Source organism: Mucilaginibacter sp. OK098 (assembly GCF_900142915.1).
GTDB lineage: Bacteria > Bacteroidota > Bacteroidia > Sphingobacteriales > Sphingobacteriaceae > Mucilaginibacter.
Genome location: NZ_FRCM01000003.1, coordinates 48,859 through 62,418, shown reverse-complemented (window position 1 = coordinate 62,418; position 13,560 = coordinate 48,859). Strand labels below are relative to the sequence as shown.

The 13,560-nt window shown below is 41.2% G+C and carries 15 protein-coding genes and 1 tRNA gene; 13 read left to right on the top strand and 3 right to left on the bottom strand.

Features of this window, described 5'->3' with window-relative positions; genetic code table 11:
- Positions 1 to 136 precede the first annotated feature (136 nt).
- From BUE31_RS10645 to BUE31_RS10605, 9 genes are all read left to right on the top strand, one after another.
- Entirely contained in the window at positions 137 to 436 is a 300-nt protein-coding gene (locus tag BUE31_RS10645; protein ID WP_073403264.1) for a YbaB/EbfC family nucleoid-associated protein, read from the top strand.
- A 124-nt stretch (positions 437 to 560) separates the two neighbouring features.
- On the top strand, positions 561 to 1,238 hold the full coding sequence (locus tag BUE31_RS10640; RefSeq protein WP_073403262.1) for a metal-dependent hydrolase: 678 nt from the start codon (positions 561 to 563) through the stop codon (positions 1,236 to 1,238).
- A gap of 30 nt (positions 1,239 to 1,268) precedes the next feature.
- The gene (locus BUE31_RS10635; protein WP_073403260.1) at positions 1,269 to 1,787 is read left to right on the top strand and encodes a hypothetical protein; all 519 of its coding nucleotides are present in this window, start codon (positions 1,269 to 1,271) and stop codon (positions 1,785 to 1,787) included.
- Between the two features lie 2 nt (positions 1,788 to 1,789).
- A complete protein-coding gene (locus tag BUE31_RS10630; protein WP_073403258.1) occupies positions 1,790 to 2,008 on the top strand; it encodes an alkylphosphonate utilization protein in 219 nt (72 codons plus the stop codon).
- Entirely contained in the window at positions 2,009 to 2,215 is a 207-nt protein-coding gene (locus BUE31_RS10625) for a hypothetical protein (protein WP_073403256.1), read from the top strand.
- A gap of 31 nt (positions 2,216 to 2,246) precedes the next feature.
- A complete protein-coding gene (locus BUE31_RS10620; RefSeq protein ID WP_073403254.1) occupies positions 2,247 to 2,477 on the top strand; it encodes a hypothetical protein in 231 nt (76 codons plus the stop codon).
- An 11-nt stretch (positions 2,478 to 2,488) separates the two neighbouring features.
- Positions 2,489 to 2,689 (top strand): hypothetical protein, encoded by a 201-nt coding sequence (locus tag BUE31_RS10615; protein ID WP_073403252.1) that lies wholly within the window; start codon positions 2,489 to 2,491, stop codon positions 2,687 to 2,689.
- A gap of 279 nt (positions 2,690 to 2,968) precedes the next feature.
- The gene (locus BUE31_RS10610) at positions 2,969 to 5,239 is read left to right on the top strand and encodes a Tex family protein (RefSeq protein ID WP_073403250.1); all 2,271 of its coding nucleotides are present in this window, start codon (positions 2,969 to 2,971) and stop codon (positions 5,237 to 5,239) included.
- Between the two features lie 292 nt (positions 5,240 to 5,531).
- Positions 5,532 to 6,053 carry an ACT domain-containing protein gene (locus BUE31_RS10605; protein WP_073403248.1) on the top strand — a complete coding sequence of 174 codons (522 nt, stop codon included), beginning with the start codon at positions 5,532 to 5,534 and terminating at the stop codon, positions 6,051 to 6,053.
- A gap of 128 nt (positions 6,054 to 6,181) precedes the next feature.
- Here the strand turns inward: BUE31_RS10605 and BUE31_RS10600 are convergent, their stop codons facing one another.
- Positions 6,182 to 6,658: an Lrp/AsnC ligand binding domain-containing protein gene (locus BUE31_RS10600; RefSeq protein WP_073403246.1), complete on the bottom strand. Its 477-nt coding sequence runs from the start codon at positions 6,656 to 6,658 to the stop codon at positions 6,182 to 6,184.
- A gap of 153 nt (positions 6,659 to 6,811) precedes the next feature.
- On the opposite strand from BUE31_RS10600, the gene BUE31_RS31000 reads away from it, so the two are divergent.
- Positions 6,812 to 6,923 (top strand) — tRNA-Asp (locus BUE31_RS31000).
- Positions 6,924 to 7,279: 356 nt separating this feature from the next.
- Here BUE31_RS31000 and BUE31_RS10595 read toward each other — a convergent pair.
- The gene (locus BUE31_RS10595; protein WP_073403243.1) at positions 7,280 to 7,849 is read right to left on the bottom strand and encodes a porin family protein; all 570 of its coding nucleotides are present in this window, start codon (positions 7,847 to 7,849) and stop codon (positions 7,280 to 7,282) included.
- A gap of 187 nt (positions 7,850 to 8,036) precedes the next feature.
- Here BUE31_RS10595 and BUE31_RS10590 point away from each other — a divergent pair, with 187 nt between their 5' ends.
- From BUE31_RS10590 to BUE31_RS10580, 3 genes are all read left to right on the top strand, one after another.
- The gene (locus tag BUE31_RS10590; protein ID WP_073403241.1) at positions 8,037 to 8,252 is read left to right on the top strand and encodes a hypothetical protein; all 216 of its coding nucleotides are present in this window, start codon (positions 8,037 to 8,039) and stop codon (positions 8,250 to 8,252) included.
- 64 nt (positions 8,253 to 8,316) lie between these two features.
- Positions 8,317 to 10,065: a S41 family peptidase gene (locus tag BUE31_RS10585; RefSeq protein WP_073403239.1), complete on the top strand. Its 1,749-nt coding sequence runs from the start codon at positions 8,317 to 8,319 to the stop codon at positions 10,063 to 10,065.
- 173 nt (positions 10,066 to 10,238) lie between these two features.
- Positions 10,239 to 10,802, top strand: a complete 564-nt coding sequence (locus BUE31_RS10580; RefSeq protein WP_073403237.1) for a hypothetical protein — start codon at positions 10,239 to 10,241, stop codon at positions 10,800 to 10,802.
- 134 nt (positions 10,803 to 10,936) lie between these two features.
- Here BUE31_RS10580 and BUE31_RS10575 read toward each other — a convergent pair whose 3' ends face one another.
- On the bottom strand, positions 10,937 to 13,330 hold the full coding sequence (locus BUE31_RS10575) for an ABC transporter permease (RefSeq protein WP_073404219.1): 2,394 nt from the start codon (positions 13,328 to 13,330) through the stop codon (positions 10,937 to 10,939).
- Positions 13,331 to 13,560 lie beyond the last annotated feature (230 nt).

Here is a 13,560-nt window from a genome sequence, read left to right as displayed (position 1 = left end):
TACTTGATAATTAAGCTATGATTAGGATATTTGATAATTAATAGAAATTTTAAATCCGAATAGCTGCATGTTTGCCTATTTGCACATTTCTTAATTTGCACATTCGCATATCTGCACATTCGCACATCCACAAAATATGTTCGATAAATTAATGCAGGCCCAGCAAATGGCGGGCGCAATGAAGCAAAAATTAGATGCTATTACTGTAACCGGCACTGCCGAGGGTGGTAAAATTACGGTTACTGCTAATGCAAGTAAAGTTGTACAGTCGGTAACTATTGACGATGAATTGTTAAAAGAGGGCGATAAGGAACAACTGGAAGAACTTTTAGTGATTGCCATAAACAAGACAATGGCACAGGCTGATAGCGTAAGCCAAAGTGAAATGGCTGCCATAACCAAAGATATGTTTGGCGGCATGGGCGGTCTGTTTTAGGCATTTGAATATTGAATAATGAATGCCGAACTTCGGCTATCGAAATATTTTTATTTTACTTCATCATTCAAAGCCCGGCATTCGGTATTAATAAAACGATCCATCGATAAAAAAAATAAAACCTATGAAAACTACTTTTTACGGACAGTCGACCTTTATGATAGAAACGGGAGGAAAAAAACTGTTATTTGATCCGTTCATTACACCAAATCCGATGGCTAAGGATATTGACATCAATAGCCTTAAACCCGATTATATCCTGGTGTCCCACGGGCATGGCGACCATGTAGCCGACCTGATAGCGATCCAGAAAAGCAGCGACGCCATTATAATTTGCATTGCTGAAATTGCGAACTGGCTTGGCAAGCATGGCATAAATAATGCCCACGGCATGAACATAGGTGGCGGCTTTAATTTTGATTTTGGCCGTGTAAAAATGGTTAATGCCATACATTCAAGTACCCTGCCTGATGGTTCGCCTGGCGGCAACCCTGCCGGGTTTGTAATTTATGCCGATGGAAAAACCATTTATTATGCAGGGGATACAGCGCTAACTTATGACATGAAATTGCTGGCAGATGAAAACCTTGATTGGGCCTACCTGCCTATAGGCGATAATTATACCATGGGTGTTGACGATGCTATAAAGGCAACAGGTTTTATTAACTGCAAAAATGTAATCGGGATGCATTATGATACCTTCCCGGTAATAGTGATTGATAAAGAAGAAGCCGAACAAAAATTTATAAAAGCCGGAATAAATATTAAATTACCCGGAATAGGCGAAAGCCTTGAGCTGTAATATATAGGCATTGATTTTAAAACATACATTATGAAACACTTAAACTTTAAGCACTTTTTAACCACATCATTTTTATTAGCCTGCATTGTATGCTGTTCAATTTGTGCAAAAGCACAGGATGCCGCAACTGCAAAACCGGCAGCAGCGGCTGCAAAGCCACCTGTGGTTGCAGTTAAAGGCGCGGCAGACCTGGTTAACAGTTTTTTTAAGAAATACAAAGACGAAGGAACAGGCGCTGCCATTGATTATATTTTTGGCACCAATAAATATTTTACAAATACAGCCGGGATAAGCCAGCTAAAAGCAAAATTAGATTCATTGCGCCAGGGGATAGGCAACTATTTAGGTAAGGACCTGATCGTTCAAAAAAACGCGTCAAACAGTTTGGTTTTTTATAGTTACCTGGTAAAACACGAGATTCAGCCTATAAGGTTTACTTTTATGTTTTACAAGCCCCAGAACGAATGGGTTTTATACCGTTTTAAGTATGATGACCAGATGGATGCCGAACTAGAGGACGCAGGAAAAATTAATAATAAACACCAGTAATATTGGAAACATCAAACGTAAAAGACAGTAACGGCAATACGCTGATTGACGGCGACTCAGTAACCCTGATAAAAAGTTTAAAAGTAAAAGGATCAACCACTACTTTAAAACAAGGCATCACCATAAAAAAGATCCGTCTTACAGATAATGACGAAGAAGTAGATTGCAAGGTTGACGGGATGAGTGTGGTGCTAAAAACCTGTTTTTTGAAAAAGAAATAGATGGAAAAGGTAAAAAATAAAAGAAGTTTGCTGGTACCGGTTTGGTTCTTTTCGGTATTTATAATTATGGGTACAATTAAGCTATGTAAAAGTATTGCTGAGCATGATACTTTGCATATTGTTATGTCGGCCATTGGCATAGCGTTGAGCCTTATTGGTATTATAATGGTAACCCCTTATTTTAGGAAAGAAACAAAAGAACTTTAAAAGTTAAGCGGTAAATATTTATATTCGTTTTATGGCAAAATTTACAGCACCTGCTATGCAAAAAAAGAATGCCGCTTTGGTGATTCCTTTTATTACTTTCCTGGGATTTATAGCGATCAGTATCAATAGTCTGTTTAAAGGAATTGATCAGCATGAAACCTGGAGGATAATACTGGCAGCTGTTGGTGGTTTGTTTTTTGTGGCATTTGCAACGCTTACTGCGTATCATCTTATAAAAAATAATAAGGCGGTAAAGGTTTAAATAACTACAGCATGAATAAAAACGCCAAAATATATTTATACTGCTTTTATATCTGTGTGTTGGTTATAAATACAACTACGCTTATAAGTGGTATAAAGCACCATGAAACATGGCGTATAGTTGTTGGATTAATAGGGATGGTGTTGATACTTGTTGCGATAGTTTTAACCTTAACTGGTTATAAAGGACATAAAAAGGAGCAGGTTTCCTGAGAAAGATCGTTGTACCGTCCTTGCGAGGAACGATCCGCCAGCTGGCGGACTGCACAGGACAATCATGAACCTTTATTCTGATGAGATTTTACAGCCGCTTGTTGATAATCACATTGCTTATACTTCAATACTGGTAAAGCTTAGAGTTTGATTCATACCTGTATGCAAGCAGCTATGCTTGCAATGACGTGTTATTGTAGTGTCATTCCCCATCTTTGTTGAAAACCTCTTCTTGAAAATCCCCGCAATTCTGCTCAACTTCGCAATCCAAATTCGATTATGATACTGCACCATAAAAAAATAGCTGCCGAACTTTCCGTTGCCGAAAAACAGGTTAGCGCTACTGTTGCCCTGCTTGATGAGGGCGCCACCGTTCCATTTATTTCGCGTTACCGCAAGGAAGTTACCGGTACTTTAGATGAGGTACAAGTGGCCGCCATCCGCGACCGTGTGCAGCAATTGCGCGATCTTGATAAACGCCGGGAAGCTATCCTGAAATCGCTTACAGAAATGGGCAAGCTTACACCCGAACTGGAAACGAAGATCAACGAGGCCGAGACAATGGTTGCATTGGAAGATATTTACCTTCCTTATCGCCCAAAACGAAAAACCCGCGCTACTACCGCCCGCGAAAAAGGCTTGCAGCCGCTTGCCGATTTGCTGATGGAGCAAAAAAGGATTGATCCGGAAACCGAAGCTGCCAAATATATTGATGAAGAAAAAGGTGTAAAAAGTTTTGAAGAAGCGCTGGCAGGAGCAAGGGATATTATTGCGGAGTTCATCAGTGAAAATGCAGAAGTACGTACCCGGATGCGCAGCCTGTTTATAGAGAAAGGCACCTTTCAATCAAAAGTTATTGAAGGTAAAGAGCAGGAAGGCATAAAGTATAAAGATTATTTCGACTGGACTGAGCCTGTAAAATCAGCGCCATCACACCGCATCCTGGCTATGCGCCGTGGTGAGAAGGAAGAGATTTTGTGGCTGGATATAAAACCTGTGGAAGAAGAGGCAATAGCTCTGCTGGAGGATGCTTTTGTCATAGGCAACAACCCAAGCGCCGACCAGGTAAAACAAGCCATTACAGATGGTTATAAACGCTTGCTGAAACCTTCGATGGAAACAGAAGTGCGCCTGTTCACTAAAAAGCAGGCTGATGAAGAGGCGATCCGGGTTTTTGCGGAGAATGCCCGTCAGCTGTTGTTAAGTGCGCCCCTTGGCCAAAAACGTACCATGGCCATTGACCCGGGTTTCCGTACAGGCTGTAAAGTGGTTTGTTTGGACGAACAGGGAAAGTTGCTGGAATACACGGCTATTTTTCCGCATACCGGTGCAGGGCAAGCTAAAGAGGCTGAGAAAACCACTGAGTTTCTTTTCAAAAAATATAATATTGAAGCTATTGCCATTGGCAACGGAACTGCCGGACGCGAAACAGAAGTGTTTGTACGCAACCTTAACCTGCCCGGTGTAGCTATAGTAATGGTTAATGAAAGCGGGGCATCTATCTATTCGGCATCTGACGTTGCACGGGAGGAATTCCCGGATAAGGACGTTACCGTAAGAGGTGCTGTATCAATTGGTCGCCGGTTAATGGATCCGTTAGCTGAGCTGGTGAAGATAGACCCAAAATCAATTGGCGTTGGCCAGTACCAGCATGATGTAGACCAAACCAAATTGCAAACCTCGCTTGACGATACCGTTATGAGCTGTGTAAACGCTGTTGGCGTTGAGCTGAATACAGCATCAAAACAGATCCTGGCTTATGTATCCGGTCTTGGGCCGCAGCTGGCACAGAACATTGTAACCTACCGCGATGCCAATGGAGCTTTTAAACACCGTAATGAATTAAAGAAGGTGCCTCGCCTTGGTGATAAAGCATTTGAGCAGGCGGCAGGCTTCCTGCGCATCCGCGATGCTAAAGATCCGTTGGATACCAGTGGCGTTCACCCGGAAAGATATGCCTTGGTCGAGCAAATGGCAAAAGACCTTAAGTGCGCAGTAAAAGACCTGATGAGTGATGATAAGCTGCGCAAAAGCATTCCTCTTCAAAAATATATTACCGCTGATGCAGGCCTGCCAACGCTGAACGATATTATGGCCGAGCTGGCAAAACCCGGCCGCGACCCGCGTGAGCAGTTTGAAGCATTTAGCTTTACAGATGGTGTAAATGCTATTGGCGACCTGAAAATTGGCATGAAGCTGCCCGGTATTGTTACCAATATAACCAATTTCGGCGCTTTTGTTGATATTGGCGTTCACCAGGATGGTTTGGTACATTTAAGCCAAATCACCAACCGCTTTATAAAAGATGCCAACGAAGTACTGAAAGTGCAGCAAAAGGTTGAGGTAACAGTAACTGATGTGGATATTAACCGCAAACGGATTGCCCTTTCAATGAAAGAAAATGAGCCAAAGCCTGCGGAAAGAGAAAGACGCGAACCTGCAAATCAGCAACGTAATTTTCAAAAACCTGCATTTAACAAAAAACCTGAGCAGCAACCGGAAACAGATATTGCTATTAAGCTGGCAGCATTGAAGGATAAATTCAGATAGGGCATTAAGCCGAAAAGACTTACGAAGTTTTTAAAACTCCGTAAGTCTTGAATGAATTTTGCGATCTATCTAATAATTACTATCTTGCCTGCCAACAATCCATGAATACCAGTAAGATCATAAGCACTATTAATAATACACTGCCTGCGCTTTGCGGGTCACCTGTGCTTCTGCTGATTATTATTACTGTCATTGCAAACCAATGGAGGGTTAACTGAGCATATTTGTAAATTTCAAATTATACAGCAGGCCCTCCAAAACGGAGGGCTTTTTTTTTGACAAATTTTTAATCATGAAAAAGCAACCGACAACATCAACACAGTACGTGATCGCCATCTATTCGGAAGACAAAAAAGGGCTTTTAGGACAGGTATTGATCCTTTTTAACAAGATGAATTATGAAGTGAATGGTCTTAATGTTTCCCGTACAGACATAAGTGACATTGTATTGATCACTATTGAGGCTCTTGTCCCTGAAGCCGGACTTGCTACTCTGCTGCGGAAGCTGGAAAAAATTGTTGAAGTATATAGGGCAAGCGCTTTTATGCCTGGCGAAACGGGGCTGGAAAAGGTTGGGTTTTTCCGGTTGTCGAAAGAGATTTTCAGCGCTTCGTTTTGGGCTTTAGTGCAAAAATATGGGGCAGTGGTAAGCAGCATCAGCGAAGATGCACTGGTGATTCGTAAGTTTGGTAGCGATAAGAATCTCCAGGAATTTTATGGACAGTTAGATGGTCCTCATTTGCTTGGTTTCTGTAAAAGCGGACTAATAGCAGAAGAAAGTCTTTTGTCGATGGAGCATTTTGAATATGCATAGGCTGTTTCAATCCTTTATAAATGCACCATTATATATACACGTAGAGACGCAATACTTTGCGTCTCTGATAAATGCCCCTAGAGACGCAATGTATTGCGTCTCTACACCCATAATATTTAAAAGTAAATTTATTCCAAAGTTATCTGTCTCCTGATGCTTTCTTCAAGCGATATAAAAGTTTCTGTGCGCTGGATGCCTTTTACACCCTGGATCTGCTCATTCAATACCTCGCGTAAATGCGTAGTATCATGGCATACAATTTTGGCAAAAATGCTCCATGCGCCGGTAGTATAATGCAGTTCCACTATTTCTTTTACGGTTTTTAATTGTTTAACCGCCTCGTTGTATTGCGAGCCTTTTTCCAGGAAAATGCCCAGGAATGCCGTTATATCATAGCCTAGTTTTTGCGGATCAACCTCTAAACTGGCGCCTTTTATAACACCCATCTCCTCCAATTTTTTCATCCTCACGTGTATAGTTCCGCCGGAAACGATCAATTCTTTAGCGATCTCGGTGTATGGAGTGGTCGCATTCTTCATTAATATTGATAAAATCTGGATATCGAGATTATCAATTTCTAAATTTTGGGCTTTTCTGTGGGACATAAATTTGAAATTCTTTATTAATATACAAGAATAATTAAAATTCGATAAAAATAAAAATATTTCATTGAAATATTTGTAATAAATTGATAGGTCTGTTAGATTTGTAATAAGCAAATGACAAAAGCTTAGCGTTCTTTAAAAATAATAAAACATTGTTGGGTGGTGAAATTTTAGGCAGACACACCTCCTTGTCCCGGTGGCGGAGAATATGGGAAACCCGAAGCGGGCTAACCACTCTGTGAAGGTTCGATTCCTTCCCCAACAGCTTTTAAGTCCGAAGTCGAAAGTCTTCAGCTCAAAGTCGTAAAAGACTGCAAACTGAATACCGTAAACTGAAAACTTATTACAACCCTGTAGGATGGTGAAATTTTTGGCAGACACACCTCCTTGTCGCGGTGGCGAAGATCATGGGAAACTCTTAGCAATAAGAATAACCACTTCGTGGAGGTTCGACTCCTTCTCCTACAGCTCTTCTCATAATTTAGGTTTATAATTGGTTAGCAAAGGCCCCTGCCCATCAGGGGCTTTGCTTATATATAAGCTTTTTATTTGTTGAAATGACACATAAAAAAGACCATCTCATTGCCGGGATGGTCTTTTTTATCAATTACTAAAATTAAATTACAACAGCTTAAACCCAACACTTAATGCCCATAGATTTTGGCGCTGACCAAAGTCTGAATTAATTTTGGTAAGGCCGCCTTCGTAGCGCAGGTCAGCAGTAATGGCGCCGATATCAACACCTGCGCCGGCCTGGAAACCCAGCGTGCTGTTTTTATAGTGGCCAAAATCAGTATAAGCATCATTTAAGCTTTGCGATAGGTTTTTACTCAGTATGGAGGTGTAAACCGGTCCTGCCATTATCCTGAAATTAAGGTTTTTTTCGCCGAATGAATGGCCTATCAATACCGGAACATTCAGGTTGGTAAAATGTGCATTGCCACTTACTGAGTTATCGCTTGAGTGGAAATTGCCGCCTGTGCCACTTAAATAAAGTTCGGGTTGTAAGTAAAGGGCGCTCCCGAAGCGGGCAAAGATGCCGGCCTGGTAGCCGGTACGGGTTGAAGAGCTCAGGTTATCAGTGTTGATCTTTGAAAAGTTTACACCGCCTTTAATACCTAATGAGAATTGTGCTTGTGCGCTAATGCATACCGCTACCAGTAGTGCTGCACTTAATAGGATCTTTTTCATAAATTTTAATTTAGTTTGATGGTTTTGGAGCCGGCATAGGTAGTATGCATGGCCCCGTTGTTTTTCATAATTAATTTACCAAACGTTTAATTGAATAAATAATTACATTGTCTTAACAATAGCCTTGCCAAAATAGTAGTGGTTGGCACGTTCTATTTTTATATTTTTGTTGAAAATAAAATTAATCATGGCGGAGATCAGTATCACCAATAAAGAGTGGGAACGTGTTAAAATTAAGATTCAACGTAAATATAACCACCTCACAGACGAGCAGTTACAATATTCTGAGGGCCAGGAAGAGGGGCTGATAAGTAAACTGATGCAGCTGGTTAACCGCGATAGACCGTATGTACTATTTACGCTTAAGAAAGCGTTAGTGAATATAGACAATAACCGTTTGTAAAACAGCGGGGTATAAAAACTATTGTACTTTTTTGTAGCTTTATATTTTAAAATTAGGTTTAAGGATGAATAAGGGTAAAGTGATTGTGAATAAATATAAAAGACAATTGTTTTTTGCGGGCATATTGGCGCTGGCTTTGTGTACATGGAGTTTTAAGGACGATCTTTTCCAGCTGTCAAAAAATCTGGATGTGTTTGCATCGGTATACAAAGAGGTTAATATTAACTACGTTGATGATATTAATTCAGCAAAAATGATAAAGACCGGCGTAGATGCTATGCTTGATGGTTTGGATCCTTACACTGAATTTGTGCCCGAATCGGAAATTGAGGATTATAAGCTGCACTATGTTAGCACACAATATGGCGGCATTGGCGCGGGCATTTTTGTAAGGAACGGAAAAGTGTTTGTTTCTGATATATTTTCGGGCTTCCCTGCCCAAAAGGCTGACATCCGCCCCGGCGATCAGCTGGTTAAGATAAATGATATTACTCTGGATGGTAAAAATAACGACCAGGTGAGCCAGCTGCTTAAAGGTGCAAAAGGCGCTACCATAAAGTTGCTTGTTAAACGTGAAAGTGACGAAAAACCTGTTGAAAAGGATTTGGTTCGCGACGAAATTAAACAACCGAACGTATCTTACTCAGGCATGGTTGATGGCAATATGGGGTATATTAAACTGGATAAGTTTTTAGAAAACTCTGCCGATGAAGTTACAAATGCGCTTACTGCCATAAAAAAGAATAATCCCAGCGGCATCATCCTTGATCTTCGTTCAAACGGCGGCGGCATCTTACAGGAAGCTGTAAAAATTGTAAACCTGTTTGTACCAAAAGATGTTGAAGTGGTATCGCAAAAGGGGAAAATAAAAGAAAAGAACTATACCTATAACACGGTAAGCGCACCACTTGAGCCTAATTTGCCGTTGGTTGTATTGGTAAACGGACATTCGGCGTCGGCATCTGAGATTGTTGCAGGCTCGTTACAGGACCTGGATCGCGCTATAATTATTGGTCAGCGCAGCTATGGCAAAGGCCTGGTGCAGCAAACGTTTAACCTGCCTTATAACAGCTTGGTAAAAATTACCATTGCTAAGTATTACGTTCCGTCGGGCCGCTGCATCCAGGAGATTGATTACACTCACCGCAAGGATGATGGCAGCGTAGTTAAGGTTGCCGATTCATTGATCCACGAGTTTAAAACCAAAAATGGTCGTTCAGTTTATGATGGAAGCGGGATTTACCCGGATATTTTTGTTAAGCAGGAGCGCTTTGCCAATGTTACCCAGGCGCTTGTAGGTAAATTGTTTGTATTTGATTTTGCCAACCGTTACCGTAATACACATACGAGCATAGACAATAGTAAAAAGTTTACTTTTACCGATGCCGATTATGCTGATTTTGTGAAATTTTTGGATGGTAAGAACTACAGCTACAATACCGCATCAGAAAAAGTATTGGCCAGCCTGAAAACCGAGGCTACTAAAGAGAAGCAGTTTGGTGAGATCCAAACAGAATATGACGCCTTGAAAGCCAAAATGGTCGCCAGCAAAAAGAATGATCTGCAGTTGCATAAAGACGAAATAAAGCAGGTGCTTGAAAACGAAATAGCCGGGCGTTTCTATTTTGAAAAAGGCCGTTATGAGGCTAACTTTAAATATGATAAAGAGCTTGCCCAGGCTGTAAAGGTGATGCAGGATAAAGATATGATGGCCCAGATCCTTAAAGGCGAAGGCAATTACAAAGTGATAGGCAAACCAGTATTGGCTATGGCCGCTAAAAAAATTGCCGATGCGGATCCTGACGACCAATAATCCCCGGTAAAACTTACGAAGCTTTTAAAACTTCGTAAGTTTGTTTTCTTTCTTAATAAGCCCCCTTTTTCTCAACCAATCCCCCTGCTATACAGTCACTTATTATCATATATTAAAAATAAACTAAACTATTCGCGGTAAATATTGTCTATCATTCAAACAATGTTATTATTATGAAAAAGTTAATTTTTATAGCAGCAATAATATTTAGCTGCTTGTCAATCAAAATAGCCAATGCACAGGTAAGTGTTAGTTTAGGAATAAACATTGGCAGTCAGCCGGATTGGGGCCCGGTAGGGTATGACCATGCCGATTATTATTACATGCCCGATATTAACGCATATTATGATGTGCCGGCTCACCGTTATGTTTATTATGAGAATAATGTATGGGTACACCGCACTTATTTACCCGCACGATACAGCAATTATGACAGGTATCACGGTTATAAAGCAGTAATAAATGAGCGTAACCCGTGGGAACGTAACAATGTTTACCGTGAAAGATATGCCGGCTACAGAGGCCGCAGGGACCAGGCGATAATTCGTGAAAGCCGCGATGATCGTTACCGTAACCATTGGCATGATAATGGAAATCATTATGGCCAGCGTGGCGACCGCGGTGGAAGAGGCCGTGGAGATGAAGGAGGAGATCATGGTGACAGAGGCCACGGACATGATGGTGGTGATCATGGCGACAAGGGTCATGGTGACAAAGGTCATGGGCATGACCAGTAATCTAACTACAAGTTAAATGAAGAGCCCCGGCAACCGCCGGGGTTTTTTGTTTGGTTTTTGCTGATGTTTAAACGGATTATAAAAGTGGTGATAACATTGCGTTTTAACTCAAAAGCGCTCTTTAAAAGCTGGGGCTATTCCGTCCTCAAGCTTTTTACCGGGTTACTTATTGCTGCTCTAATGGTTTGCAGTGTTATTAATATAACGGTTAATATGGTTAACAGTAAAATTGATAACATAAACGGGTAGCCGGTAATTGATATACGGTAAGCATAGCCATTAAGCCAGTTATGCATAATTAAATATGCCAGCGGACATGATATTATCCCCGCTATAAAAACTATCCCCAAAAACTCCTTCAAAAAAAGATTGATTATGCCTGGCACGGATGCCCCCAGCACTTTGCGGATGCCTATCTCCCTCGTCCGTTTTTGAATGCTTAATGAGATCAGGCCCAAAACGCCAAGCAATACAATAACAATTGACAGTAATCCTGCTATGTATGATGCCTTTTTTAGCTGGATCTCGGTTTGGTAAAGATGTGTTAGGGCATCATCCACAAAATGATATTCAAAAGGTGCATCCGGTAATAAAGTACTCCATTTTTGCTGTAAGGCGGTTATACTTTTTTGAGGATCACCGGGCTTTAGTTTAAAGGAGAAAAAGCGATAATAAACGGTGTAGTTTACATTTAAAAAAGTAAGCGGCTTAATGGTTTCGTGCATCGAATCGAAATGAAAATCATTAGTTACGCCGCAAATGGTGAAGAGTGATGTTACGCCTGCCAAATTAACCTGTTTGCCTATAGCATCATTAGGGTTTTTATAACCAAGCGCTTTTGATGCAGTTTCGTTTATAACAATTTTTGCAGAGTCGCTGGCGGTATATGACGGGGTGAAAAATGATCCGGCCTTTAACGGGATATTATAAGTTAATGCATATTGATTATCTGCGCTAAGTCCCTGCATGGTTACCGCCTTTTTTGGGTCAGTACCCTGGTTATATAACTGTACCGGGCCGCCATTGCCCCCATCAGGGATCTCCCATGATAAGGCCACACTACTAACCCCGGGCATCTGCGATATCTGGTAGCGAATACTTTCCAGCTTTTGTACCCCCTTTTTGGACCAATCTCTGGGCAGCTGCGCATAAACCACATAATCCTTTTTGAAGCCAAGGTCTTTGCTGAAAAACAAGTCGACCTGCTGCGAGATGATGATAGCGCTGATAAAAACCAGGGCCGCCATGCCAAACTGAAAGGTAACCAGTGTTTTGCGGAACAATACACCCTCCTTAATGGAAGCTAACTTGCCTTTTAACGAGTCGACTGATTTTAGGGCTGATAACACCAGCGCCGGGTAAATACCAGCCAGTAAACCTACAAACAGGGCGAATACAAACGGGATAAAATAAAAATACAATGGGAAGGCAAATAAGCCTGTTATCTCTTTGCCCAAAACATCGCTTAAATATGGGCGACCAAACAAGTATAATACCAGGGCTATCAGCGTTGCCATTAATACTAACAAAGTTGATTCTATTAAAAACTGCCAGATAAGTTGTTTTCTTAATCCGCCTAAAACCTTGCGGATGCCCATTTCTTTCATCCGCGATGATGACCTCCCTATGCAGATGTTTACAAAGTTGATAACCGCCATCAGCAAAATAAAAAACGCAATGAGCGACAGCGTGTACAGCATTTGCTTTACGCCGCCACGATAGTAAGTTTTTAGCGGTACCAGGTAAGGTGTTAGGTTATCGTTTATTTGTTGTGATGAATTTTCTTTTATTAAATGGCGTATGGGCTGTTCCAGTTGCTTTGGGGTTACGCCTTTCTGTAGTTCGATGTAGCCAACCAGGTTAGTATTGTTCCAGCCCTGCATGTTACGGCCTAAAAATAAAGAGGCCTTTTCAGGCAGGAAGATGCGGTTGTTGTTTTCGTTTACGTTGGTTACAGAATTTCGGGGGATGTTTTTCAATACACCTGAAATAGTAAAATCATGTTTTGAGCCTGAAAAATTTTCAATAGTAAGCGTTTGCCCAACTACGTCGGTGCTGCCAAAATATTTTATAGCCAGCGGTTCAGTAATTACAGCCGAAAAAGGATCAACTAATGCAGTTGCGGCATTGCCACGCTGCAAAGCAAAACCATACATATTTAACAGGGTACTATCGCCTATCTGGATGCCTTCTCGGAAATGTTTATCACCCTTTGATACATTGCTGGTAACACCATCCCAATGGTAGTAATTGGCAACCAGCGTTGGATAAAGCTCCTTTAATGTTTTAGGTAGCTGTGCTATGGTGCCCAACTCAAAGCCGAGATTTGGATCTTTCCATCTGCTCTGTAAAATATATTGGTTACCAGCGTTTTTAAGAGATTGGTTTACCTGCAGCTCCCCCCAAACATAGGCGCCTATCAGCAAAGTAAATGCAATGCCTACCGAAAGGCCTAAAATGTTAATGATGGAGAACCCCTTGTTTTTCCAAAGGTTCCGCCAGGCTATAATAAAGTAGTTTTGCAGCATAAGTTGTGATTTAAGTATTGATGTACTAAAATTAGTGTATAACTGCTTAACTGTAATAACATTAACATTATTTAACAAGAGCCATCAGAATACCCTGGTGAACCACAAAAAAAGCCCCGGTAAACTACTCCGGGGCTAACTAAAATTAAACTATAAAACTGAACACAAAACGCCTGTTTTAGAAGGTGAGTGGTCATCCGTCATTAGTCATTGCCTTTCGCTTCTTTACC

Bases quoted from the DNA above. Each gene is read 5' to 3' on its own strand.
- BUE31_RS10645 (WP_073403264.1), top strand. From the start codon at position 137: ATGTTCGATAAATTAATGCAGGCCCAGCAAATGGCGGGCGCAATGAAG.
- BUE31_RS10640 (WP_073403262.1), top strand. From the start codon at position 561: ATGAAAACTACTTTTTACGGACAGTCGACCTTTATGATAGAAACGGGA.
- BUE31_RS10635 (WP_073403260.1), top strand. From the start codon at position 1,269: ATGAAACACTTAAACTTTAAGCACTTTTTAACCACATCATTTTTATTA.
- BUE31_RS10625 (WP_073403256.1), top strand. From the start codon at position 2,009: ATGGAAAAGGTAAAAAATAAAAGAAGTTTGCTGGTACCGGTTTGGTTC.
- BUE31_RS10620 (WP_073403254.1), top strand. From the start codon at position 2,247: ATGGCAAAATTTACAGCACCTGCTATGCAAAAAAAGAATGCCGCTTTG.
- BUE31_RS10615 (WP_073403252.1), top strand. From the start codon at position 2,489: ATGAATAAAAACGCCAAAATATATTTATACTGCTTTTATATCTGTGTG.
- BUE31_RS10610 (WP_073403250.1), top strand. From the start codon at position 2,969: ATGATACTGCACCATAAAAAAATAGCTGCCGAACTTTCCGTTGCCGAA.
- BUE31_RS10605 (WP_073403248.1), top strand. From the start codon at position 5,532: ATGAAAAAGCAACCGACAACATCAACACAGTACGTGATCGCCATCTAT.
- BUE31_RS10600 (WP_073403246.1), bottom strand. From the start codon at position 6,658: ATGTCCCACAGAAAAGCCCAAAATTTAGAAATTGATAATCTCGATATC.
- BUE31_RS10595 (WP_073403243.1), bottom strand. From the start codon at position 7,849: ATGAAAAAGATCCTATTAAGTGCAGCACTACTGGTAGCGGTATGCATT.
- BUE31_RS10590 (WP_073403241.1), top strand. From the start codon at position 8,037: ATGGCGGAGATCAGTATCACCAATAAAGAGTGGGAACGTGTTAAAATT.
- BUE31_RS10585 (WP_073403239.1), top strand. From the start codon at position 8,317: ATGAATAAGGGTAAAGTGATTGTGAATAAATATAAAAGACAATTGTTT.
- BUE31_RS10580 (WP_073403237.1), top strand. From the start codon at position 10,239: ATGAAAAAGTTAATTTTTATAGCAGCAATAATATTTAGCTGCTTGTCA.
- BUE31_RS10575 (WP_073404219.1), bottom strand. From the start codon at position 13,330: ATGCTGCAAAACTACTTTATTATAGCCTGGCGGAACCTTTGGAAAAAC.